The organism is Brevibacillus laterosporus, from assembly GCA_007833815.1.
In the GTDB taxonomy this organism is placed as follows: Bacteria; Bacillota; Bacilli; order Brevibacillales; family Brevibacillaceae; genus Brevibacillus_B; species Brevibacillus_B laterosporus_D.
The window spans coordinates 755694-780755 of the sequence record CP033464.1; the positions used below are offsets into that span (position 1 = coordinate 755694).

General features: G+C 36.3%; 17 protein-coding genes and 5 pseudogenes. 8 read left to right on the forward strand and 14 right to left on the reverse strand.

From position 1 onward, the window contains the following. Positions 1 to 68 precede the first annotated feature (68 nt). Complete coding sequence (locus EEL30_04800; GenBank protein ID QDX91750.1) at positions 69 to 2216, reverse strand: YhgE/Pip domain-containing protein; 2148 nt, start codon at positions 2214 to 2216, stop codon at positions 69 to 71. Between the two features lie 158 nt (positions 2217 to 2374). On the opposite strand from EEL30_04800, the pseudogene EEL30_04805 reads away from it, so the two are divergent. The 4 genes and pseudogenes from EEL30_04805 to EEL30_04820 all read left to right on the forward strand — a co-directional run bounded on the left by EEL30_04805 (position 2375) and on the right by EEL30_04820 (position 6356). Beyond that, positions 2375 to 2963: pseudogene (locus tag EEL30_04805) on the forward strand (hypothetical protein). Between the two features lie 43 nt (positions 2964 to 3006). Then, positions 3007 to 3312, forward strand: coding sequence for a zinc ribbon domain-containing protein (locus EEL30_04810; protein QDX91751.1), 306 nt, complete (start codon positions 3007 to 3009; stop codon positions 3310 to 3312). 178 nt (positions 3313 to 3490) lie between these two features. Further along, on the forward strand, positions 3491 to 4183 hold the full coding sequence (locus EEL30_04815; GenBank protein ID QDX91752.1) for a DNA-binding response regulator: 693 nt from the start codon (positions 3491 to 3493) through the stop codon (positions 4181 to 4183). Next, positions 4161 to 6356: a GHKL domain-containing protein gene (locus tag EEL30_04820; protein QDX91753.1), complete on the forward strand. Its 2196-nt coding sequence runs from the start codon at positions 4161 to 4163 to the stop codon at positions 6354 to 6356. The genes EEL30_04815 and EEL30_04820 overlap by 23 nt, the downstream gene beginning before the upstream one ends. Positions 6357 to 6505: 149 nt before the next feature. Here EEL30_04820 and EEL30_04825 read toward each other — a convergent pair whose 3' ends face one another. The 3 genes and pseudogenes from EEL30_04825 to EEL30_04835 all read right to left on the reverse strand — a co-directional run bounded on the left by EEL30_04825 (position 6506) and on the right by EEL30_04835 (position 10604). Next, on the reverse strand, positions 6506 to 8062 hold the full coding sequence (locus EEL30_04825) for an ABC transporter ATP-binding protein (protein ID QDX91754.1): 1557 nt from the start codon (positions 8060 to 8062) through the stop codon (positions 6506 to 6508). Positions 8063 to 8295: 233 nt separating this feature from the next. Further along, positions 8296 to 8595: pseudogene (locus EEL30_04830) on the reverse strand (FAD-binding oxidoreductase). Positions 8596 to 9164: 569 nt separating this feature from the next. Further along, the gene (locus EEL30_04835) at positions 9165 to 10604 is read right to left on the reverse strand and encodes an HTH domain-containing protein (protein QDX91755.1); all 1440 of its coding nucleotides are present in this window, start codon (positions 10602 to 10604) and stop codon (positions 9165 to 9167) included. A 1295-nt stretch (positions 10605 to 11899) separates the two neighbouring features. Between EEL30_04835 and EEL30_04840 the strand changes: the two genes are divergently transcribed. The 4 genes from EEL30_04840 to EEL30_04855 all read left to right on the forward strand — a co-directional run bounded on the left by EEL30_04840 (position 11900) and on the right by EEL30_04855 (position 14711). Further along, entirely contained in the window at positions 11900 to 12277 is a 378-nt protein-coding gene (locus tag EEL30_04840) for an ArpU family transcriptional regulator (GenBank protein ID QDX91756.1), read from the forward strand. A gap of 1001 nt (positions 12278 to 13278) precedes the next feature. Next, entirely contained in the window at positions 13279 to 13506 is a 228-nt protein-coding gene (locus EEL30_04845) for a protein xhlA (GenBank protein ID QDX95672.1), read from the forward strand. Positions 13507 to 13508: 2 nt separating this feature from the next. After that, positions 13509 to 13775 carry a phage holin gene (locus tag EEL30_04850; protein QDX91757.1) on the forward strand — a complete coding sequence of 89 codons (267 nt, stop codon included), beginning with the start codon at positions 13509 to 13511 and terminating at the stop codon, positions 13773 to 13775. Between the two features lie 48 nt (positions 13776 to 13823). Further along, complete coding sequence (locus tag EEL30_04855; GenBank protein ID QDX91758.1) at positions 13824 to 14711, forward strand: N-acetylmuramoyl-L-alanine amidase; 888 nt, start codon at positions 13824 to 13826, stop codon at positions 14709 to 14711. A 261-nt stretch (positions 14712 to 14972) separates the two neighbouring features. Here EEL30_04855 and EEL30_04860 read toward each other — a convergent pair whose 3' ends face one another. From EEL30_04860 to EEL30_04905, 10 genes and pseudogenes are all read right to left on the reverse strand, one after another. Further along, positions 14973 to 15332 (reverse strand): hypothetical protein, encoded by a 360-nt coding sequence (locus EEL30_04860; GenBank protein ID QDX91759.1) that lies wholly within the window; start codon positions 15330 to 15332, stop codon positions 14973 to 14975. Between the two features lie 32 nt (positions 15333 to 15364). Beyond that, the gene (locus EEL30_04865) at positions 15365 to 15769 is read right to left on the reverse strand and encodes a DUF3221 domain-containing protein (GenBank protein QDX91760.1); all 405 of its coding nucleotides are present in this window, start codon (positions 15767 to 15769) and stop codon (positions 15365 to 15367) included. A 446-nt stretch (positions 15770 to 16215) separates the two neighbouring features. Further along, positions 16216 to 16860: a hypothetical protein gene (locus EEL30_04870; protein ID QDX91761.1), complete on the reverse strand. Its 645-nt coding sequence runs from the start codon at positions 16858 to 16860 to the stop codon at positions 16216 to 16218. A 2-nt stretch (positions 16861 to 16862) separates the two neighbouring features. After that, positions 16863 to 17087 carry a hypothetical protein gene (locus EEL30_04875; protein QDX91762.1) on the reverse strand — a complete coding sequence of 75 codons (225 nt, stop codon included), beginning with the start codon at positions 17085 to 17087 and terminating at the stop codon, positions 16863 to 16865. A 356-nt stretch (positions 17088 to 17443) separates the two neighbouring features. Next, positions 17444 to 20046 (reverse strand): annotated as a pseudogene (locus tag EEL30_04880) (peptidase). Positions 20047 to 20342: 296 nt separating this feature from the next. Beyond that, on the reverse strand, positions 20343 to 22619 hold the full coding sequence (locus tag EEL30_04885) for a hypothetical protein (protein ID QDX91763.1): 2277 nt from the start codon (positions 22617 to 22619) through the stop codon (positions 20343 to 20345). 18 nt (positions 22620 to 22637) lie between these two features. Continuing rightward, positions 22638 to 23018: a hypothetical protein gene (locus EEL30_04890; protein ID QDX91764.1), complete on the reverse strand. Its 381-nt coding sequence runs from the start codon at positions 23016 to 23018 to the stop codon at positions 22638 to 22640. 343 nt (positions 23019 to 23361) lie between these two features. Continuing rightward, positions 23362 to 23445 (reverse strand): annotated as a pseudogene (locus EEL30_04895) (AAA family ATPase). 345 nt (positions 23446 to 23790) lie between these two features. After that, positions 23791 to 24414, reverse strand: coding sequence for an ADP-ribosyltransferase (locus EEL30_04900; GenBank protein ID QDX95673.1), 624 nt, complete (start codon positions 24412 to 24414; stop codon positions 23791 to 23793). A 363-nt stretch (positions 24415 to 24777) separates the two neighbouring features. Next, positions 24778 to 25005: pseudogene (locus tag EEL30_04905) on the reverse strand (lethal factor domain protein). Between the last annotated feature and the right edge of the window lie 57 nt (positions 25006 to 25062).

Below are 25062 nucleotides of genomic sequence, written 5' to 3' on the forward strand. Positions count from 1 at the left end.
CCCCAACTTGTGGGAACGGTCTTTCATTTGTATTACAGACTTACGCTGATTTATTTAGGCTACGTGTGTCAGTGAATCAGCTGGCTCTCCTTAGCTTTTTTAACTAATTTAGCCGACGAACGATTTATGAATTTTTTTAAAGCTAATCCAATGACCAAAGCAATTCCTGCGTAGGCAGTCATCATCATGATATCCTTATTGATAACGTCCCACAAAATTCCACCTACAGCCTCTCGCATCATACTAATCGCATACGTAAAGGGCAGGAAAGGATAGATAGCTTGGAAAAATGGTGGTGTTACTTGAATAGGGAATGTCCCTCCAGAGCCGGCAAGCTGTAGCACCAGAAGCACGATTGCCATCGCTTTCCCTACGTTTCCAAAAACAGAGACAAGCGTATAAACAATCAGCATGAACACCGCACTAAGCATTAATCCGAATAAGACAAACCATAATTTATCTGCTACATAGGCACCTAAAATAAACATATCACCCATAGTTACCATAACTGATTGTAGTAGGGCTAGCATTCCAAATGTCAGATACCTGCCAAAATAGACCTCGTAACTTTTAAAAGAATGCTCATGATCATGAACCTCTACGCTTAGCAAGGATACCAATAATAGTGCACCTACCCACAAGGATAACGTGGTAAAGAACGGCGACATTGCTGATCCGTAGTTAGGAATCGGGTATAACCGATTTTCTTTTAAAATAACTGGTTCAGCGAAAAATTGGCTCTCTTTCTCTGCATTTGTTTTCAATAGATCAATCACTTCTTCTAAATTACCCTCTTTTTCTAATGCTCTAATGCGTTTCGCCAAGTCTTTGATTTTCGTTTCTACCCCAGGCAGATTTTTTTGAAGGAGCAAAAGATCCTTACTTCCCAATGATAGTCCTTTCGCGGCATCATTTAAGATTTTTTGAACATCTGGGATGCTATTGATTGCATCCTTGAGCACTGACCTCGCTTGATTAGCATCTTTTTTCGCTTTCTCAATCCCCTGTATAATGAGCGGTTCAATCTGGGTATCAAATCGATTGATAAGGTCATCAATAGCTTGCGATGTGTCTCTGGACAACTGAATGAACTGATCAACTAGTTGCTCAGCGGGTCTTTCTCCTCGCTCGATTGCATCTGCAATGGTAGTTAGAATGGTTTGTTGCTTTTCAAATGTAGATTTTATATTTTTAAGCTTATCCGTAACGAAATGCAAACGATTCCCTGTTAAATTGGATAGTGGCTCAAACACACCTATCAAGCGATCCGTGACACCTATTGCTCTCTCTAAGCGTTCAGCGGTGCGATCAAGCTCCACTTTAGCCAAGCTGGGCACAAAACTAATATCTTGTAGAATGCCAAACAATTTTTCGGTTAGCACAGAGGTTTGTTGAATCACCAATAAGTTTTCTTTTATTGTTGGTGTTAAGGTTCCAATGGCATCTGCACTGTGATCCAAGAACTCTCCTACATGCACAGAGAGCTTTTCAGCATCTTGGGCAAGATGCGTTATCACTGGTAGATTATTTTGGGCCTTCTTTAAAATATCATCCGCTTTTTTCAGATCGTCACCAGCTGTAGAAATAACTTTATGTACTTCTGGGAAAGAGCCTTCTACTTTGTATATTAGCTCAATTAATCGTTTAATCGTAGGTAACTCACTCTCTAACTGAATGCCGATTTCATTAAAAATACGGAAGATGGTACCGTTTGCTGTTTTGATAAAATTACGATTTACTTCCTCCGTAACACCACTCGCCCCTTTTGAAGTGATTTTTGGCGAGATAGCATTAATTTTCTCATTTACGTTATAGATAATTTCAGCTTTTTGCGGGTTTTTGGACAAAACAGTTGCGATTCGTTCCGAGAAATTGGCAGGTATGGTGATACTCGCATAATAATCACCATGTTTTACCCCTTTCATTGCTTTATCCTCATCAAGAAATACCCAGCCAATCTTTTTATTCTCTTTTAATGAGGCAATGATTTCTTTGCCAATATTAAGCTTATTACCGCGTAGTTCCGCTCCTTTGTCCAAGTTAGACACAGCAATCTTAATGCCACCCGTCTGCCCATACGGGTCCCAAGAAGCTTCAATGTTAAACCAAGCATAGAGAGAAGGTAGGAAAACAAGTCCAGAAATAATAATGGCAGCTGCCCAATTCGTCACAATATTTTTTACGTCTCTTTTAAAAATCAAAAAAATATTATTCATCGCGTATCCCCTATATCTCTAGTCTTATGACTAGCTTATATTTTACCTCTATCTACCAACATATCCAAATAAGAAACAGTTTCATTCAACAAAGTAATGATTTTACTCTTGTCCACATAGGATGGGTAGAAAGGCAACACAGAAAAAGGAGGTTTCCTATGCCGGAAGTTTTATTTCAAGTTGATTTGAACAAACCCATGGAAGAACAGATGGCTCCGGGACATAATCGTTGGCATCCAGATATTCCCGCCAGTGTTTCCGTGAATCCCGGCGCAGTTTTTCGGATGGAATGCAAAGACTGGACTGATGGGCAAATCTCCAATAACGATGACCCCAGCGACATTCGAGATGTGAATCTCAACCGTGTTCATGTGTTAAGCGGTCCCATCTGGGTCAATGGTGCAAAACCAGGTGATTTATTGGTTGTTGATATTCTAGATATCGGAGCCATTCAAGGATCAGAATGGGGCTTCAACGGAATATTGCCCGAGAGAATGGGGGTGGATTTTTAACCGAGCATTACCCGGAAGCAGCCAAATCAATCTGGGATTCCCACGGAATTTATGCAAGCTCCCGTCATATGCCTGGCGTCAAATTTGCTGGTGGTTATACCGGCGAACAAGCTTATATGTTGTTAAGTACAGCACCCGTCGAAGGCAGAATAGCGGCATAGTGGATGTTCCAAATGCTTGTTGTACGCTCTGGCTCCCTACCTCCATTTTCGATCGTGATATTCTGCCAAAATAAATCTGCTGAACGTACTCATTTTATTATAGAAAGGGGCTTCTAAATGCCAACCTACGTCTTTCAATGCCAAGATTGCGGACCATTTGAAGAAACGATGAGCATGAATCGTGTTACGGAGATAATTGATTGTCCCTTTTGTACAAATGAAGCGATCAGATTGTATACACCACCAGGACTAATCACTTCCTCCGCTGTATTACGCCAACGTGTGGAGCAAAGTGCCCTCCCTAAGGTCGTACGCCGTGAACATTCCGCCACGCACTCCTGTAGACACTCTTACCCTTCTCACTTTCCTACTGGTGTACCTAATACGTCTTCAGCCAAGCGACCTTGGCAGGTAAGTCATTAAAAAGAAAGCTATATCCCCTCTCACGTTACTTGGTGAAAGGGGATTTTTGTTATTTGAGCATCATGATGTTCTACATCTTAAGACATTCGTAAGATTTCTCCCCCATTATTTGTAACAAGTTGTTTGTATGATAAGCCTATGACAAAATGAAAGGAACATGAAGCAAAGGTGGATACAGATGTCAAAATATCAGGTGCTAGTTGTCGATGACGAAGTAGAAATCAGAGAAGCCATTAAAATCTATTTGCGCAATGAAGATATTTCCGTGTTTCAGGCGAAAAACGGTTTGGAAGCATTAGAGATTCTGGAACAAGAAGAGATTCACCTTATCCTACTAGATATTATGATGCCAATTATGGACGGGATTAAAGCAACCTTTACAATCAGAGAAACGAAAAATATTCCTATCATCATGCTTTCAGCCAAGTCCGAGGATACCGATATTGTACTTGGCCTAAACGTAGGGGCTGATGATTACATTACCAAGCCATTCAATCCGGTTGAATTAATTGCCCGTGTTAAATCTCAATTGCGCAGATATACCAATTTAGGAAATTACAAAGTACGTGAAGGCGAAACGACAGTCGGTGGTTTGACCCTTAATACAAATGCCAAAACCGTAACGGTGGACGGTGAAGAAATTCGTTTGACCGCGACTGAGTACAAAATTCTAGAGCTGTTAATGGTTAATAAAGGTCATGTTTTTTCTATTGAGGAAATCTATGAAAAAGTGTGGAAGGAACCCTATTACAATGCGGAAAATACAGTGGCCGTTCATGTCCGTAGAATTCGCGAAAAAATTGAAATCAACCCGAAAGAGCCCAAATATTTAAAGGTGGTGTGGGGCATTGGATACAAAATTGAAGGGTAAATATATACCCTTACTTGCGCTAATTGTTAGCTTTTATTTACTTGCTTTATCATTGCTAGCTGCGATTGATGTTTTTGGTAACAAACAAAAATTAAGCAAGGATTATTACTTTTCCACCTATAGCTTTACAGCAAAACTGGATCAGTTCTCTGCTCTTTTGGAGCGTAGATATACAGAATTTAAAGATTACGAAAAAAAATCAATTGCTGAAAAGTTTCCTGCTGATCGCATGGAGGATTTACAACGTGAACACAAGGCAGAGTTAAGCGATAAAATACGGGCAATAAAACAAAACTACAACTCTGAGTATGCTGAAGAAGTTAACCACCTCTCTGATGGCGAGATTGAAGAATGGCAAACCCAAAAGCTAGCTGAAATACAGAAGCAATATGAGGCAGAATCCAAAGACCTTGTGAAATACCTTCTACCTAAAAAAGATAAGATATTCAAGGAGCTTACACACAGCCTTTCTATACGAGATAGTACCTTTCACTACTATATTCAAAATAAACAAACCAAAGAGGTTTATAAAAACATAGATAATCTTCCTACTGAAGAAGAATTAAAAGCAAAATCGCTATACTATGCAAAATTTCCGATTTCTAATCCTCCTAATTCTCTCACAGCGATTAATAACCGCTTCAAAAGCGCTGACTGGTCCGGATATATCATGGTTCCAGCTACCTTAAGTGAAGGAAATGAGGTTCATAGCGACTATACGTATAATCTATCAATCAGAGACCGACTGCTTAAAGAGTGTCTAGTAGGTATCGTCAGTTTTGTAGGACTTATCTGGATTGGGATCTATTTATTCAAACAAAAGCATGAATCTGTTCTAATCATAGAAAAAATGGCACAGATGATACGCCGTATACCGATTGATATTCGTGTTTTCTTACTAGGAATCGTTAGTTTGATTACGCTCATTTCATTAGTACAGACGTCCTTTTTCTATTCATCACCTGGTATAGCACACGCTTTTATACTAACGATTTTTGCGCTACTGTTTGTTTATATCGCCTTGCATATATATGAAGCTTGGTGTCTTGTGAAGGATCGAGAGCAGCTCCATATCCAATGGCAAAAGAGTTTTATATATCAACTAAAAATTATCTATCAAGAAAGCATCTTATACAAAAGTCTATTGTTTAAGGTGGTACTGCTAGCAATATTATCTGCTGGGTTTGGATTTAGTTGTCTGTTAATCCTCGTGGGAATTGTTGAACATGGTGGTATCTTTATACTCTTGGGCTTCTTGTATAACATGTTTTACCTATTTTTTGTAGTGCCACTTACCTTACGTAGAATAGGTACATTAAACAAGATCATGAAAGCTACGGAATATATGGCAGCAGGACAGCTTAACCTGCACATAGAGGAGCCAAAGGACGGGAATTTTAAAGAATTAGCCCAGAATCTCAATAATATGCGGGAAGGTTTAAAAAAATCATTGGATAGTCAAATGAAAAGTGAGAAATTAAAAACCGAGCTTATCACCAATGTCTCGCATGATTTGCGCACACCGCTTACCTCGATCATTAATTATGTAGGCTTTTTAAAACAGGACACACTGACCCCAGAAGAATCTAAAGAGTACATTAGCGTATTAGACCAAAAAACCCAGCGTTTAAAGGTACTTATTGATGATTTGATAGAAGCGTCCAAAGTTGCTAGCGGTTCTGTTGAAATGCATGTAGAACAGGTTGATATTGTATCTCTTCTAAATCAATCACTGGCCGAGTTTACTGATAAGATCCCTGCTTCAGGACTAACCTTCCGCCTACATGGCGATCAGCCCAAAATGTTAGTAGAGGTTGACGGAAAAAAGACTTGGCGTGTATTCGAAAACCTAATTAGTAATGCTATTAAGTACTCTTTACCTAACACCCGTGTTTATCTCTCTCTACACGAAGAAGTAGATCGTGTTCTCTTTACGATCAAAAATGTCTCTGCCTACGAGATTAACTTTGAAGTAAATGAGTTATTTGAACGCTTCAAGCGTGGCGACCAAGCCCGCCATACAGAAGGCTCAGGATTAGGGCTTGCCATAGCAAAGAGTATTATGGATTTGCAAGGTGGAGAGCTTCTCATTGAGATTGATGGTGATTACTTTAAAGTAATGGCGATCTTCCCTAAGTACAGCTTTCATGAAAACAAGTTGAAGCAAGAGTGATTGGACGTCAAGAACGGAAAGCGAAAGAGATGAGAGAAAAGTAAGAGTCTGATAATAAGAAAACACCCTAAACGAGCCCATAGCTACGTTTAGGGTGTTTCACTTTCATTGAAATCTTTATACTTTATTAGCCACTATTTTACCTATGCTTAAAACACCTTTGTCGTCCAAGATTCGCAATTCCACACATCAGTCACAACATCCTGATAGAATTCAGGTTCGTGGCAGATGATTAGAATACTACCCTTGTATGCTTTCAAGGCGCGTTTCAGCTCATCCTTTGCATCAACATCCAAGTGATTCGTTGGCTCGTCCAATACCAGTAAATTGGTTTCACGGTTAATTAGCTTGCATAGGCGTACTTTCGCCTTCTCGCCCCCGCTCAATACTTCAATCTTGCTCTCGATATGCTTGGTTGTAAGTCCACATTTCGCTAAAGCTGCACGCACTTCAAATTGTGTGAACGATGGGAATTCCTGCCACGCTTCTTCAATACACGTATTAGGATTACTACCTTTCATCTCTTGTTCAAAGTAACCAACCTGAAGGTAATCACCCATGCGCACATCGCCAGAGATCGGCTGAATTTGACCTAAAATGCTACGCATTAAGGTTGTTTTACCGATACCATTCGCACCAACCAATGCGATTTTTTGTCCGCGCTCCATATACAATTCGAGCGGGCGAGACAATGGCTCATCATAACCGATAACCAGATCTTTTGCCTCCAAAATCACTTTGCCGGATGCGCGTGATTCCTTAAAGTTAAACTCTGGTTTTGGTTTTTCCTTAGCAATCTCAATAACATCCATTTTATCTAGTTTCTTCTGACGAGACATCGCCATATTACGAGTAGATACACGTGCTTTGTTGCGTGCTACGAAGTCTTTAAGCTCAGAGATCTCTTGTTGTTGGCGTTTATAAGCGGATTCAAGTTGTGATTTTTTCGCCTCATAAATTTGCATGAAGTTATCATAATCCCCAACATAACGGCCCAACTCTTGATTAGACATATGATAAATCAAGTTAATTACGCTATTTAAGAATGGAATGTCATGCGAGATCAAAATAAATGCATTCTCATATTCATTTAAGTAGCGTTTTAGCCATTCAATATGCTGTTCATCCAGATAGTTGGTCGGCTCATCTAGTAATAGGATGTCTGGTTTCTCTAAAAGTAGCTTAGCAAGCAATACTTTGGTACGCTGTCCACCGCTCAAATCTTGTACATCTCGTTCCAAACCGATGTCTTCTAGACCCAGTCCACGAGCAATCTCATCTATTTTAGCGTCAATGACGTAAAAGTCATTGTTAGTTAACGTATCCTGAATGGTCCCCATATCTTCAAGAAGTTGTTCTAACTCTTCTGGAGTAGCATCTGCCATCTTGTCACAGATTGCATTCATCTCAGCTTCCATGTCAAAAAGATATTGAAACGCCCCACGTAACACATCGCGAATCGACATGCCGCGTTGTAGCACGGCATGCTGATCCAGATAGCCTACGCGTACATTTTTCGCCCATTCAATCTTACCTTCATCCGGTTCCAGTTTCCCTGTGATAATGTTCATGAAGGTAGATTTCCCTTCGCCATTAGCACCGATTAACCCGATATGTTCCCCTTTTAATAGACGGAAGGAAACGTCATTAAAAATAGCACGGTCTCCAAAACCATGGCTTAGACCTTGTACGGTTAAAATACTCATGATTAACTCCTTTAGCTTTATGTTTGATTGTTCGTTTGCTGTATGAAAAAAGAATAATTTCTTACATAATTGTCTTTCACTGATGATTTACTCAAAATCTACATCTCTATGATTATATCGAAAATCGTGACAGAATGTAGGAAAAGTTTCAAGGTAAATTAATCTTTTTAGCGGAAACTACTGGAATACAAAAACCCGGAGCAAAAACTCCGGGAAAACGTATCTATTATGCTTTATTTCAACCTTTTTATCTTAGTCTTTTTCACAGGAATGCTCTGGGCAAAGCGAAATACATTGTGAGGATCGTACTTCTGCTTTATTCGTTTTAAGCGAGCAAAATTGGTTCCATAATAGGCCTGAGGCCAATCTTTGATATGAATATCCGGGAAATTAACGTAATCCCCGATGACATAAGGCGTAAGCGCTTCTCGGAAACAATTAACCCAGTGTACGCTTGCCGGCTGAGATGTATTCTTTCTCCATCTAGCTGAGAGTTCAAAAATATATCTGGCCCCTCGATGAAAGTAGGCGGTTTGGTACGCAAGTTCAAAAATGCGCTGTCACTGTAGCTTGTGACTTGTGGCTTGTCAGACACAATAACTTGCGCTGGTTCCAACTTCTTGGCAGGAACAGTTACTACTGGTTGCTTTGCTGGTTCAGCAGGGGTAACTACTGGGCTTTTCATACTGTTTGCTGCTGTTTTTTGTATTCATACTGGTGAAGATCTACTCATTAGAGGACTGGAACTGTGGAGACAGCTCCAAACCATCTGTTGGATCGAATACGTATATATGCAAGAGTAGGCATATCACTGAAAGAAATAAATATTAGTGTAATAATTGAATCAATTTCATAATGCAAAAAACAAACGTTTTTATTGGTTATTAAGGGGTATTTTATTGTTTTATAACTTATAATGTTCGTTTTATTTTCAAACAAAACCTATTGTGAAATTGATTCAATTATAAAACTGGAAATTTTTATTGAACAAACAGATTCGCTGTCATTTCAAGAATACAAATGACTCATAACGTAACATCTTATCCATACTCTTTTGTGCCTGACTGCATCTAGCAAATTCCGTTAGGTATTTATCTCCTCACTATTTGTTATTAAGATAGACAAATTGTCTGATACGGTTCAAATCTATTTGATTCATACTATCCGAAATTTGAATTACAGGTGTTTTTAGGTTTTTGATGTTGATGTTGATGTTGTAATTAGTAATTATAACATCGTATTTTTTCGCATTATTAATTTTCGAATGAAGGATTAGCACGTTACCTAATTCATTATTTAATTTGCAGTAAATAAATTCTTTCCAAGCTGTTGGTCCAGATAAAAGCAATAAAGCTTTTTTTTGAGAATTTGAATGGAGCGTAAATAAAATATTAAAGGTTGTAATATAAATCTCATTTTTAGATAATCTATTTTTAGCTAAGTTTTTATTCCAAGAAGTAATCAGAGGATGAATGATATTATAACCTTCTATTAATTCTTGAGTTTCTTTGTGTAAGTTTTTATATTGGCCCAACAAGTATTCTATTGATAAATTATAATGTTTCAACATGTCGATTTTATAAAGATAAAAATATATGTTATATTGTATTTTTTCTTTTACTTTTAAATTAAGATTGAATTCAGATGAAATTATGTCAAGCATACAAAGGTATTTATTATAAATTTCTTCCTGTGATTTATGATAATAATTAGTAATATCCTTCTTTTCTTCAATATCACCTTCTGAAATGAGAAACAAAGAAAAAATAAAAAAGAGCTGCTCTTTTTTCAATAACTTAATTTTATAACATTTTTCGATCTCTACTATGATAGATTCTATGCATTTTAATTTTTTCTGGTTAAATGTGGATTTAAAATGAAAATTTTTGGAAATAAAACATTTATGCATAATTCTATTTACAGACACATTAATAATTATTGTTAATAGATTGAAATCTAGTTCGACCTCATAAAGCCTAGTAATATGTTCAATTTTTTTTTGTAAATATGGGTGTATATCAATAATTTCTGTGTATTTTTGTATCGTGTAAAAAAAAACTATATAAAAATAACGAATCTTTAATTCGTCCCCAATTAGTTGAAGCGTTTTGAAGTTAAAATCTAGGTCAAAATGGTTAAGTGTTCTTGTAAATTCATTTAAATTTTTTTTAAGTGTAAACTTATTTAAATATAATAATTGAGACCATTTTTCTAAGGTATAGTACTTATGATTAAATATACCCAGCAAAATTTTGTAAATGTCGCTGTTTATTAAATACGGAGATATGATATTTGAAAGCTTATCTAGAGGGTCTTTTTTTAACAAATGTCCTTTAGACGAAATACTTATTAACTCCCAATTGTTAGGGAGTGTTCGTTTTAATTGAGAAATGTCATTCATAATAGTTCTTTTTGTACATTTTAACTGGTCTGCCAACACCTCTGATGATATAAAGCTATTGCTTTCAATCAGGCTTTCTAAAATATGAAGTTTTCGTATCACTGCTTTATCTTGTATTACATCTTTTGTGATTTTTTCCATATAGTCACCCGCCCAAAATGGAGTTAGTATAGTTTCATAGACACCTCTGGGTTAAGTCCTTACAACGAAAACAAGAGGAGATAATCCGATGGAACATAAAAAACAAACAAGAGATACAATGAAGATTGTAGGATACTCTTTTTCACGTCATATGACAGTGGATGAAAGTTTTGCATGCATGAAAGATAAAGTAATGTTTTAGTCGTTTTCGCAAAGCTTTCACAGTAGGAATTCGTTCTATGATTCGAGCGACCAGAGAATATAGCATAACTCAACTCGATAGGAGCACCATAGATCGACTTTTTAGAAAGCAAGAAAAGAATCGGTTCAATGTCAAAAGTGGAGAAAATAGCCTCAAAACGTTTGAAGGTTCTAAGTCAAATAATTCCTGTATATCAAATAGCCTTCCTTGTTTTATAATTGACATAGGGAGTCACCACTACCACCACCTTCTCAAGTTTGGTTCACACTTAACTTATTAGTTGGGGAGGTACTCTTTTTTCTATGCTCAAAAACCCTTGAGCCCGTAGTAGGGCTCTGATTTATGAATTTAATTCATTATTACACCGGAGTTTTATACCTTAGTTTTGGAAACTGAATTGAAACAAATGATTTATTAGATAATTAATTTGTTAAAACTTCCATTACTATTTTCACCCCAATCCTGCTAGTTGTAAAATACTTGCCATTTGATCCTCCTCAAAATTTAATAAATTATTATATGCGAATCAATCATAATGCAAAAAACGAACAGTAAATACGTATAAAAACTATAAATAAGTAAAGATCGTTCGTTTTTGTTTCCAAGAAAAACCTATTCATACAATTAAACATAGCGTAGATTTTCAATAAAAAAACATACATATTTTCATCTATAGATGAAAATATGTATGTTTTTTTATTCTGGTGCAAAGGTTACTATCATCTAAAAGGGAGATATCGAGATAATTCAATCCACCTAAATCATGAAGAGGTTAAAGAGGTTGCATCTTCTATAATTGAGTTTATGGAAGAAAACGTACGTGATATGGAGTAAACGTGAAGATGGCTCCGAGACTGGATATGGTAATACCACACTCACTTGGCGAAATAGCCAAATTGCTTAAATAGAACAAGCTAACTGTTAACGTTTATACAGGATTTTATGCAAGTCTTTCGAAGGGAAATGTTTTTACCTGAAACTACACGGCTATAGGATGAATTTGCGGAAAAACTGGCGGACACCGATTTGAAACAGAATATATCTGTTTCAAATCGGTGTCCTTTTTTAACAATAAAAAAGGGAGGATAAATCAATGGTGCAATCAAAACTACTACCGGAAATTGATGAAAAAGAGGTAAGAAAACTTGTTGTTCAGGAACTAAAGGAGTTTAAGGCTTTAAGAATAGCCATGCAAAACAAACAGGAAATTGAAAATGAGGGTATTAAAAATCCTTTTCCAAATCTATCAACAAAAGAAAAAGAGAATTTAATCAAATATAATCAAATGAGCAGAGCAATTTCGGGAGCTCTGGACGATGTCGAACGGGAAATAATTGAAAGAAAATATTTGGGTTCCTCAAGGGTGAAGGACATTTCGGTGTATATGGATATGGGAATAACAAAGGATCAATATTATAACTTAAAAAAACAAGCATTTTCACAAATTGCGACAGCTCTTAGGATTACTTGAGAGTTGTCTTTTTTATTATATCGAGAAAATCAAGGACAAAAATAAGGATAAAACTATGGACAATAACAGGGAATATTTCAATTTTACAAAAAGGTACAATTTTACAAGGAGGAAAAACTCCTGGGAGACACATCTATCCCATATCAATGATGTACTCGAATTATCCAAAGGGTGATGAAGAATGCAGCTTTACGAGGGGAGCATTTGGAATCCGGATCGCGCTTGGTCTTGCGACGGATGATTACGGGAAAAATGAGTGTGATTCTCTGTTTTGTTTCGCAATCTCAGCCTGCATCCTCTCGGAGTATTGGGAAACATAAAAATTGATAAGCTATTAGGCGTAAGGTGGTGTTAGGATACTTTATTAAAAGGAAGCTATATTATAATAGAAACAATTTGCGATGAGTGCCAGAAAGGGTTTGAAGGAAAAAACATCCAAATGCTTGAAGTGCAACCCGTAAAGTAGACATTGGAAAAAACCTCGAGGTTAACCGATGAAATAATTCGGCGTAAACGTGATTTTGCCTCTCAAGAGCCTAATCAAAAATAGGTAACTGACGTTACCCAATGTCGAATCAGTGATGAGCGTATCTATCTTTCTGCAATCAAAGATTTATATACCCATGAGATCATTTCATATCATATCAGTGGGCTCTAAAATCAAAAAAGCAAAACAAGAGTTGCTGCCTAAAATGAATAGATTAAAAATGCAGATTACAAGAATGTATTGACGATATAAATGTATTACTAGCTCGAAAGGCTAACGAATAGGAGGGGAGCTATGGAAACGTTGAATTTTGGAGGAATAGATCAGCCATCGTTCCTCATAGTTGCTAAATCCCCCTTCTCTAACTTCAGAGGAGTATACAGATAGAAGGAAATTAATTAAACGATTGGAACTGCCGGAAGCCGAGTAGGCTTTTTTATTTTGCATTGTATTGGGGAGGGGAAATGTCTTGGGGGCGAGTACTGTGAATTCATTCGAAAAAGAAATAGTCGAAATGAGAAGCGATATTAAATCACTAGAAAAAGATGTAGCTGATCTTAAAAATAAAACATCTATTCATGATGAGCAAATCAGAGCTATCAATAAAACTTTAGATAGTATCAATGAAAATACAACGTGGATTAAACGAACAATAACAGCAGCAATTATTACAGCGGTTAGCACCGGCATTATAGGCGGAGCAATCGCTATTTTTTATAACGTGTTAAAGGGAGGTAATTAATCATGATCAATTGGAAAGTACGTTTCAAGAACCCTGTATTTCTTGCACAATTATTTTTGTCGATTATTTTGCCTATCTTAGGATATTTCGGGCTAACTGCGCAGGACCTCACAACTTGGGGGGCCCTTTTTATTTTACTGAGAGAAGCATTTTCGAATCCTTATGTTGTTTTTATGATTGTGGTCAGTTTATGGAATGCAATCAATGATCCAACAACAAGAGGAATTGAAGATAGCCACCAAGCTAAAAGATATCAATGGCCTAAATAAGCTGCCCTCAAGGGTGGCTTTTATTATTTTAAAAGGAGAGGATTTATTATGGTAAAAATCTTTATTGATCCAGGACATGGCGGAACAGATCCTGGTGCAGTGGGGAATGGCCTGCAGGAAAAGAATTTAACATTAACGATATCTCAAAAAATGAGAAATTTACTGACCGATTATGAAAATACACAGGTTACGTTGAGCCGCGAGAAAGACCAATATCTCAGCCTAAAACAACGCACTGACACGGCTAATGCATGGGGAGCTGACTTTTTACTTTCCGTCCACATCAATGCTGGTGGCGGTACAGGGTATGAGGACTTCTGCTATGATAAACTTGCGGCATCCTCGCCTATAGGCAGGATACAGGATGCTATCCATACGGCAGTGATGGCTGAGATAAAGGGATATGGGGTAAGAGATCGTGGAGCAAAATCTGCCAATTTCCACATGCTGCGCGAGTCAAAAATGCCGGCTGTACTAGCTGAGAATCTTTTCATTGATACTGCTACAGATGCTAATTTGCTTAAGCAGGCAAGCTTTATCGATGCAGTAGCGCGCGGTCACGTTAATGGATTGGCTAAAGCTTTTAATTTGAAAAAGAAAACAGTTTCTAATCCTGAGACTTCTCCAAGCAAACCAGCAACGAACGGGTACACTCATACAATTGTTAAAGGTGACACTCTTTGGAGCCTATCGCAAAAATGCGGTACGACTGTAGCCAACCTTAAAAAGCTTAATCCTGGTATTAATGAGAATGCATTGAGGGTAGGTAGTAAACTGATTGTTACTGCAGGGGCAACGTACCATACTGTCCAAAAAGGGGACACTGTCTCAGGACTTGCTGAGCGATACGGCAGCACGATCACATTGATAAAGGACTGGAACAATCTCAATGCCCAGTATCTGATTCGAGTCGGACAGAAGCTGCGTGTAAAATAAACGCAGAGCTGAGCATAATGTATTTACATCACGACTCCACAAAAAGAGTGGACAATCAGCATCCGCATGGTGTACGGAGCAGCATTTCTCTACTCAACAACTTTGGTATTGGGTACGAAAATTTAAGAACGATAAGCAAAGTTACCCACAGAAACAATTGAATGCCGAATCATTAATAAATAGCGTAAAAAAGAGGGGTATGTATGCGCCCCTCTTTTTTTAAATCCGCCATCACATCTCCGATTTAATTGTCCTTCCGCACTAACAGTGAGCAGCACTCCACATAAATATTTTTCCTATTTCATCCTTTATCTTTTCTAACTTTGCACATAGCTCATGTTGCCACTCTGTGTCATTTGTTAAGCTAGCGACTAAAGATAGGTTTTTGAGTTTTGCTAGCCCCCAAGCTCTTTTAGCGTTTGCCCTCAGACCAAAACATAATTTCAAATTCCAGCCTGACGAAAGATATTGAAAGCTAATATGAGCAGTACGCAAGGTTAGAAAAGACACAAGGATGAAAAAGGAAGAGCCCCTTTCATATTGAAAAGGGGCCTGACTGACATTTACAACAAATTGGTCTTCAAAGGGCAACTGAACCGTACTTAAAAACTGCCATAACATGTAATACATAGCTACAAGTCAGAAGTATGATATTAATCAGCTATTTTTTCAATCGTAGGGGCAATTGCTATTGGTGGAATTGACAAAGTCCATGCTGTTGCATATATATTCAACTTTTCACCCAAAACGTAATCGTCATCAGTAGAAATAGGGACTCTTAATATTTTATTTTGAGAAGCTAATTCCCACCAATCATCTTTATAGGAAAGTGCGTCTTCTTGTGTAGAAGTATTTGCCACAACCATGTACATACCATCAATAGAAATAACATAGCCAGTGAAAGGCTGTTGTTCCTCTTTCTCAATAGAAGAGATAGAAGCATGCTGTAAGACGGATTGGTTTGAATCCGCAAAGGCTGGTGCTACTCCCATCGTAAATCCAAACCCTAGTGTAAGAGTGGTTACTGCCGCTATTAATTTGTTTTTTGACATTTTCATAAATATGTCTCCTCCTTATATTTTGTCCGTACATAGTAAAAATTCTTTTTTTATCCCAATAAACCTCTATATTTTCAAACATTTAACAAATAAGACATAAATTAATAATAATAAATTTAGGTGGAGTTATCTGAAGAGAATCCTCATCAGCCTTTTGTTTGATTATGTAATGATCCATTCATGTCAGCATAAACACCATATCTTAGATACCATTACTTTCATTTTTTACGCCCCTTGAAGTTGATTTACAAAAGAAAAAATCGTTTCCTTAATTAAAGGAGACGACTTTCCTCGTTAGATGGATCAATTAGGGGATGAAACCTTTTCATATATCGGTTGATTGAGTTTACACAAAATTCTTGACAGACCCTTTACTTATAAAAAAATGTTCTTCATTTAATGATATCATTTAAATATTTTTGACTTTTTTATTCTTTATACCAAATCTATTTTAGTAAATCAGCTTTTACTTTTAATCGTTCTCTGCCATCTTCAACAATGATAGATAGTCCATGAATTTTAAAAGAAGATCCCCTATTAATTAATAGTTCTTGCTCCCAAGGTTTATGACTTAAATCATTTATATATGCTGCACGCGTTCCTTTAGGAACATTTAACTCAAGAACAATTGGCATTAAAACTATTTCTGGCGAATTACTTTTTGTTTCTTTAGAAAGCCCACTCACAAGTGTAGTACTCAAATAACCTTGATCTTTTCTAGTTGTATTTATAAATCTTTCTGCAAATTCTCTTGCTTTCTCTATCTTAATCTTATTTTTATCTCTCAAACTATCAGCTTCCATACCAAATGCATTTTCTCCTACTCTTCTATATACTGTAACCATTTCTGCTGTTTTTGCTTTTTTTAATGCTCTATCTATATTATTAATATCACGATCTAAAATCCCATTTTCTCCAAGTTCTCCATCATTGTTTCTCAGATATTTATTTATTTGATATCCCCTTTCAGTTGTATAGTTTGTTAAAGATCTTTGTTCGACTATGGTTAAATTTCTTAACCAATTCGCATAATATTTCCTTCCCCATGCTTCAGCTTTGTTGCTATCTTTAAACTCTTTTCCGTATTTTATTTTTAAATGCCAATCAGGAGAACGAGCTTGCCCCCTCTAGAATTTCCTTCCATCGCATATATCAGTGTATTAGTGTTTACACCCACCTTTCCTCTCTCAACTGAAATCGAAGGTGCTAATCCCATGTCCTGACATTTTGTCATACTTTTCCAAGCCAAATAACGCTCTTTACTCCATGCTTTGGCTTTACCTTCATCTTTCTTGAAATTTAGAGGTTTTTTATCCATTTGTCATTCCACCATCAGTTATTTTTTATAAAGTATTGAAGGGAGGACAAACCCGCCTTAAAGACGAAGTTTGTCCAGCAAAACACAATTTCGATCTTTAGATATAAGCCTGCCGGATTCTTGAAAAAACCAAAGTTGACTTCTTACATCATAGACCAACTTAAATTTTTGTATGGAATTATCATTCTTTTCTTTTATAACTGCTTCGGGCCTTTGTTTTCATTTATTGTCGCAAGTTTATTGGTTGGAAAATATCTACAGAGACAGTCTTTCTTAAGAATCTGAAAATGATCTTCATGTTCTCTTTTAAATTACCAACACTTGTATAGACTAATGTTCCATCAATTCTAAAATGGTTAAACCAATGGAGGAGTTACCAAAAAGTATTGAGTAGATTTTGATTCATCTAGCTTTTCTATTTTTATTGGTGTTTTATCAGCTGGGTTTTCATAGTTAAAATCTAATCCGAAGCTTCTATCAGCATAACTTATAATATTATAACCAATCTGGTCTCCTAGAGATTTTCGAAGAAACCAATGCTGGTGTAATGCCTCTTGATTTTTCGTAAAAATTAATTCTGATGTTTTTGTATCCCATGTTAAGACCTTTACATTAAATGAATCTGTGAAGTCAGTAATATAAAATGCGCCACAACTTTTATCATAATCCAAATAAAATTCTTGCTGGAGATTCTGAGCCCCTTTATAGATAACAGCTTTACCTTCCAAATTGGTAATATGTCTTTGCAAATCTTTTAGAAGGAACTTAAATTTCTTATCTTTCGTTCCCTTAGCATAATCTGCGTTTTCCCCTTTTAAATTATCAATACCTCTTCCTACTCTTACAATAGAAAAATTATCAATGTATACAGAATCATTACTACCATTTTTAATAGTAAGCTTCAACGACGTTTCCAGTTCACCAAATGTTTGAAGTTTCACCATTTCGTTTTTGTAATCTTTAGAAACTTCAAATACCCCTATTTCTTTTGCTCCTACTACTCCTTCAATCTGGACGGTAACTTTTTTCTCTATATCACTTCCTTTAACAGTCATCATAATTAGGTATATAGAATTGCTTTCGAGACTGAAGTCACTATATTCCCCTGTGCTCATTTTAGGTATCTTGTAACATTTTCCTTTATTCAAAGCGTTTGTGTTATCATATTCACCTCCTTCCCATCTGTCAGATTTCTCTGCGAAATCATCATACAAAGTAGGAACGTCTATCTGTATATTCATTCCAGGTCGGATTTTCATTTTATAGATATCTTCGGGCTATTCTTGTCCCTTTCTTCTTTTATTACTTGTTCTGTCCTTTTATCATACACAAAATGGACCAGATTCGAGCTCAAAATATGTTCTTCATCTGTCTCCTCATCTGCAAAATAAAAATTTTTATCCGTTTCGTTATAGACCATACCTACTGATTTTTCCAATGCTTCTTTTAGTGTAAGTTCTGGAGTTCGATCATTGGGATTATGAGGGTCTTTTGCCGCAATACGCCGTTCAATTACTCGTCTCCCGTCAATATTAATCAAGATTCCGGCCGTTACATTTTCAATTTGTGGCATATAATCAGCCCACTCATTTTCTTCCATTACTACTTGTCCACCAGCAGGGTCTCTTCTCGCAAATGCTCCTTGAAACTGTGTCGTTTCTAATTTTAATTTTTCTCCCGCTTCTAATCTATCCAACTGATTGATATTGAGTGAAATAGGAGTCGTGCTAAACTGATCTAATGTGTTTAAAGCGAGCCCATGTAAATGTTTTTTAGGATACGTTTGACCAGGAGCTATACTCATCGCTTTTTGATTCAGCTGTCCGGTAACTGTAGCGATTGTCTCTTTCCCTAATACTAAATTTGTAGTCGGAACCAGGTTATATACAGGAGCTGTTCCTGTATTGTAATAGCGTACATTTGCATTCATGTAAGCCGAATGTGCTGTGCTTAACCCTAATTGATTACGCCAATCTTGTCCTGATGTATTTGAAGAGTCAACGGTATGGGTAGAAGTATGTGAATAATGACCGGTAATGGATGCTGAAACTCCTGTAAAAAGAGAAGCCTCCAAATGCGCATCTATTCCTAGTGTATTAGAGTCACTGGCACTAGAAGAAGTAGAACGACTAACGGACCTTCCTGCTGTTGAACTCACCTCTTTATTATCTGAGAGAACAAGTTCTTCCATGCCAACTGTAATACTTGGGTATGCCGCAACAAGAGGGTCCCAAGCAACTTTTTTAATTGAACGATCAAGCGCTCCACTTGCTTTTTCTAAATCAGAATAGGGGTCTCCAGCGGTGTGAGATTCATTAGGGTTTGAAACATATTTTTTATATCCCTGGGCAGCATAGTCATCCTTCCAAGGATAAACGACATGGTTAATTACGGTATATCCATTCACTTCCCATTCGTCATAGATGCCGTCGTTATCTGTATCTAACATAGGTTTTTCATCCTGCATATTTATAGGCATCGCTTCTTTTGAGAACGCTTCAAGAGAGACGATTTCAGGGATAGAAAAGGTTTCAGCTTCAATTTCTTTCTTTTCTTGTTGATTAAAGGTATAGTGTACGTCTAATTGAAACAACTCTTCTTGTTCAAGCATTGGATTTTCAAAATAAGCTACCATGAATTTATACCTTTTTCCTGCTTCTAACTGCACTTCTTGTTCTTTAGCATTCTCACCATCAATAAGAATATGAGTAAATAGATTGGGATGGATGGTAAACTGATAGGCACCACTTTTCTTTGGAGTAAAGTTAGCCATCCAACGAACGGATTGTACTTTCTTTTGTAAACAAATGTCATGTAATGTTCTTTTATCTACCTTAAAACCATTCATACCACGTGCAACAACAAAGGCCGGTTCATTAAAATTCTCTCCATAGAAAAATTGACCTACAGCCTTTAGGGTTCCTTGTTCTTCTTCTTTTTTAACACCGTTCTTTTTCATGATTCGTTCTCCTTTTCTTTTTTGATGTAATAGTACCTTTTATACAAAAAGCTACATCAAGCACACAATCTGTAATCTCTTCTTGATCCATACGTATCTGCTAGACCAGTACCATCACATTTTCCTGATGAATTCAGGTGAAGCTTGTTACCTTCAACCTGGGGGTTAGAACGTTGACATGCTCGCATATATTACAAGAAAATTCAGTATGTTCTGTTACTAATATTCAACCTTTTTCATCCAGTAGAAGTCTAGTCAAGTGTAAACTTTAAGTCACTCCTATCCAATTTTTGTTATTACTTAATTAATTTCCCACCCATTAAATAAATCCCTTGGAGCTGGGCAGTTTCCACTTGAAGTTCGCTATTATCCGGCCATTTTACAGCTCCTACGCAATTAGCAAGAAACGCATCGATGGTTGGAAGTTCGGAATAATGTTCTTTCGCCATATATTCAAGGTATTTACCTATCATAAATGGTGTCAGTGATACAGTTCTTATTACCGCCATTTGACTAAATACTAGGGCTGATTTTAATTTATTTTCCCAGATTCTAGACCAGATGTAACGAGCTTCATTTTTCACTGCTTCTAATACTGATGGCGAGCTAACATTAGCTATGGTAGTGGCCCGGTAAACATTGTTAGATCCTGATCTCGACGCTTGAATTAAGGATTCTCGATAAGCACCGCCTCCTATTCTATATAATAGCTCTCTTACGGAAATGACTGCCCTCATCATAGTGGTCCCTACTTTTTTGAAAAGTCCGCTGATATAATTCATTGCTGTTCTAAATGTGGGGCTGACAGCTGAAAAGATTATTCCTGTTCCTATTGATAAGGCTAGTCCTACAGCCATCTCTATAATTAATTGTTCTCTTACGTACCAATCTTCAAGAGTATAAGTGAATGTAAGTGTAGCATCATCCTCTTCAATTGGAACTAATACATTTCTATATTCTTTACCTAACTCGTCAACACCACTTTTAAGACTAAGACCATAGTGTTGTTGGTAGCTGAGATGTCCAATCATTCCCCTAGTCTGTTGCCATGTAAGGTCCTCTATATCTAAAACCATTTTATTATTTGTAATGCCTAGTCTAAATTTTTTAGGATCAATATGAGAATCTACCAGTTCATTATTATGATTGTATATCTTGCCGAACTGAATTCTTTCTTTGTTTTGAATAAACAATCCGTTGTCCGTTTTCTCAAATTGGTCTGGTGTACCAACCTGCATAATATCGAGACCTCGTACCAGCCATTTCTCTACGAATAATGGCATATCGATGCCAAAGGCTGAGTCATTTGTATCCTTTGCATTCTTAACTGCGTGTAATAAACGGGCATCTACTGTATGGCTTGGGTATTTATTATTACGATTTTCTACCATTGCCATAACGGAGAATACACTTTTATCTAAACTTGGTTTCCCATTTTCATCCTTTCCCTCTGCTACACCATAATACTTATCAGTTGGCTTTAGCCATTGAAAATTTTCATCTTTGGCAGTTTCTCCTAAAAGAAAATGTGAAAAGATATTTTCGAATTGATCGATGTTTTTTGTAAACCATTCTTTAAACATGGCAGTTACAATGGTTTTAAATGAATCAAATATATCAGGTGAATAGTGGCTATCTACTATGATTACTGGTGGATTTTCGCTTTCATCCTGATCTGTTTTCACTTTTAAATCAACTTGATGCCCATCTCCTACACCAGTAGAATCTTCAATAGTTGTTTCTTTTGCATTCAAGTATTGTAATTTTAACTGAATTTTCACATAGGCATCAGAAGCAAATTCATAGGTTACATTCGCAAGGTGATTCAAAATGGAACTGTTTTCACCAATTTTACAAATGAAATTTACATTTTGGCCATCTGCCCCTGTTGTGATTTCCCATGAATCAAATGTTCCGTCCATGCTGAATTGAATCGGGAATCCTAATGAAGTATCCGTGAATTCATTATTGAATTTTTTTGGATATAATTCTTTTTGTTGAATATTTTTATTTACATTCGAGAACGAAGTCACATAATTGGTATCCCATCCCATCAATGCTAAGTCCTCTAAAGTACTGTATTGAATGTTATAGGTATTAATTTGCTGATGTAATAGATGTCTATGTTCTTTAAACCAAGTTACAAGCAACTTTTCTAGTAGAATAGATGCCATTCCATGCCCGTTATCAAAATGGAAAGAATGATTGATGCTGTATAAGGTATCTTCTTTTTCCGAAATAACATACATTTCTGTTTGACTATCTTCAATCTTTAGACAAATTTTAATCCAGGAATTTTGTAAATGATGCGTAGTTTTTGCGTTGTTTGTATCTACTTCGAAGGTTCCATTTTCTATATAACATTTAAAAATGGGATATTGTCCCGATCCTTCATCCGTTAGCTCCCAATTGCCCCAATTGCCTTGTACTTTTGCACTCATAGAAGGTTCTTTCATTTCTTGATAGAACGAACTTGGTACATTTCTCAACATTTTACTATCTCGATTTTTTACATCCTCAATCGTTTTAGTCCAATCATACATTCTAAGGCTATCTACATTTCTTTTCTTCATATATATCCTCCTCTTCCATCATGTAATTGTTACCAAATACTTTTCATTTCCAATAAAAGGATTTTTTATTGGATCATGTAACAACCAATGTAACATTTTTTTAGTAGGAAGCTTCTCTTCCATATCAGCATTTACTACCATTACCTCATACTGATTTCTCTTTGCTCGATTTTGACTAGTGAAACAAATTTGTTTTTCATAAGTGGAAGGTTCTTCTTGTAAATATTCTTTCTTTAAAGCTATAACAGCTTTTATTCCCTTGAAGTTCTCTTCATATATCTTAGTTTGATACACATCCTTGATGAAAAATGTACCATGGAATGTGGTTTGCCCATCGTCAAAATAATAGGGAAAAACAGTAGACATTTTTTTCACTTCTAAATTGACTACACAATACAAGATTCTTCTATCGTTTTTTCATAATATATCCCCCCCTCGTCTACAAACAAAGTATATCTCTAAATCTTTTAAAAAAAGGCATACAAATTTTCATTTATAGATGAAAATTTGTATGCCTTTTTTTGTGAAGATACCAACCTTTAGCTGAGTCAATATATAAGTAAGCGTCAAATACTGCCCACCTACACTCAACACAATTTCGATGGGATAATCTTCCAAGATATCGTCTCCAAAATTTTTTCCAAGTAGCCTACTTCATCAATAATAAGGAGTGTCTTTCGGCAGTCTTACATAAAATACTCTGCACTGACAAAGCGTGTTGAAGAAGGGTATCAAGAAACTATGAATATGTTACATTATGTTTAGATGCATCCTCTAGGAGACCATCTAGTTGGTCAACAGTATGCTGCCAGCCAACTCTTTTCAAACGATCAATCAGAAGGTTGAGTGCTCATCTCTGTTCCCTCCCTTCTAATTGTTCATACACAGGGTATGAGGACTTCTGCTATGATAAACTTGCGGCATCCTCGCCTATAGGCAGGATACAGGATGCTAGCTACAGATGCTAATTTGCTTAAGCAGGCAAGCTTTATCGATGCAGTAGTGCGCGGTCACGTTAATGGATTGGCTATTTGCCAATACCCCTCGTGGCGCTCAAACGAGCTCACTAACGTTACCATTAACATGCCGAATCATTAATAAATAGCGTAAAGTAGTTCCTATCCTTTCTCAAGGTGGGGACTATTTTACGCTTTACCCAATCTCATTTAATTCATATTATTCTAGCTTCTACTTTTAATCTTTGTGAGCCACCATTCACAATGGTTTTTATATCATCAATATAAAATTGGGTATTTCTAGGCAATATTAACTCATATTGTCCTGGATAATAACTGATTCGATCTACATAACCAGCTATTCCATCCTTAGGAATTTTTAATTCTAGAATTACGGGCCTTGCTATAAATTGTGTTCCAATCACTATTGATGTACTTAAGTATCCTCGTTCTAATAGAACCGTTCCTTCAAATTTCTCTTTAATCTCCTCAGCCTTTTCCTTTTTAACTTTATTACCATCCATTAAGTCTATTTGATACTGCTCACCAAATATGATTCCATCTGTGCCTCGATATACAATGATGGAGTCCTTTAGTTTTGATTTATTTAAAGCTTTGTCCATGATTTCAATTTTTTTATCTATTTTAAGGTCAGAACCTAAATTTCCATCATTTTTTCTCAAATAACTATTAATCGGGCTTGCATTCTTGGTGTATTCAGTAATTTGTTTTTTCTCATTCTCTTTTAATACCGATTTCCACTTTGAATATTCTTTTTTACCCCATCTTTTAGCTTTTGCTATATCTATACCAAAATTTCTTACTCTTGCTGTATTCATAGGAATGGATACTGTATTGTTCACTTTATTTTGGTTTAATTTTTCTAGACTTTCCCCATGAAGGTTGGAATAATATATCTGTACTGGGTTCATGTTTGCAAAACTCATCAAACATTTATCTTTTTTTAAAAATGTCATTCTTTATCCCCCTTAAAGTAATTGTGAAGTTAACTGTTATCAAGACCCTGCCAACAATTAGGGAAGGACAAGCTTCCATAATGAAAGAACTGTCTGAAAACCATTAGTCTCATTTTCCATCTTATTTTATTTCTTGAGGAAACCTAAGTATCGAATACGGAAATTTATCATAATGGGATTCACCTGCTACCTGTTCAACATTTTGTATGAACTCATAATCTTCTATATATTCATTTCTTTTATTTGTTTTTTTAATTGTTCATCTGTTAGTTCATCGATATTTCCACGAACTTCTTTCAATTTTCTATTAATCTCTTTTGATGATTTTTTTAATGCTTCGATTGCTTGTTGCCGATTTAATGGTAATGTTTTTTTCCAAGCCGAATAACGCTCTTTACTCCATGCTTTGGCTTTACCTTCATCTTTCTTGAAATTTAGAGGTTTTTTATCCATTTGTCATTCCACCATCTGTTATTTTTTATAAAGTATTGAAGGGAGGACAAACCCGCC

What these genes read in the sequence shown, in the direction of transcription:
- EEL30_04850 (QDX91757.1), top strand. Translation starts at nt 13,509, where the DNA reads ATGATCAATTGGAAAGTACGTTTCAAGAACCCTGTATTTCTTGCACAA.
- EEL30_04885 (QDX91763.1), bottom strand. Translation starts at nt 22,619, where the DNA reads ATGAAGAAAAGAAATGTAGATAGCCTTAGAATGTATGATTGGACTAAA.
- EEL30_04815 (QDX91752.1), top strand. Translation starts at nt 3,491, where the DNA reads ATGTCAAAATATCAGGTGCTAGTTGTCGATGACGAAGTAGAAATCAGA.
- EEL30_04840 (QDX91756.1), top strand. Translation starts at nt 11,900, where the DNA reads ATGGTGCAATCAAAACTACTACCGGAAATTGATGAAAAAGAGGTAAGA.
- EEL30_04800 (QDX91750.1), bottom strand. Translation starts at nt 2,216, where the DNA reads ATGAATAATATTTTTTTGATTTTTAAAAGAGACGTAAAAAATATTGTG.
- EEL30_04900 (QDX95673.1), bottom strand. Translation starts at nt 24,414, where the DNA reads ATGAATACAGCAAGAGTAAGAAATTTTGGTATAGATATAGCAAAAGCT.
- EEL30_04860 (QDX91759.1), bottom strand. Translation starts at nt 15,332, where the DNA reads ATGTTATGGCAGTTTTTAAGTACGGTTCAGTTGCCCTTTGAAGACCAA.
- EEL30_04835 (QDX91755.1), bottom strand. Translation starts at nt 10,604, where the DNA reads ATGGAAAAAATCACAAAAGATGTAATACAAGATAAAGCAGTGATACGA.
- EEL30_04875 (QDX91762.1), bottom strand. Translation starts at nt 17,087, where the DNA reads ATGGATAAAAAACCTCTAAATTTCAAGAAAGATGAAGGTAAAGCCAAA.
- EEL30_04825 (QDX91754.1), bottom strand. Translation starts at nt 8,062, where the DNA reads ATGAGTATTTTAACCGTACAAGGTCTAAGCCATGGTTTTGGAGACCGT.
- EEL30_04855 (QDX91758.1), top strand. Translation starts at nt 13,824, where the DNA reads ATGGTAAAAATCTTTATTGATCCAGGACATGGCGGAACAGATCCTGGT.
- EEL30_04865 (QDX91760.1), bottom strand. Translation starts at nt 15,769, where the DNA reads ATGAAAATGTCAAAAAACAAATTAATAGCGGCAGTAACCACTCTTACA.
- EEL30_04845 (QDX95672.1), top strand. Translation starts at nt 13,279, where the DNA reads ATGAGAAGCGATATTAAATCACTAGAAAAAGATGTAGCTGATCTTAAA.
- EEL30_04810 (QDX91751.1), top strand. Translation starts at nt 3,007, where the DNA reads ATGCCAACCTACGTCTTTCAATGCCAAGATTGCGGACCATTTGAAGAA.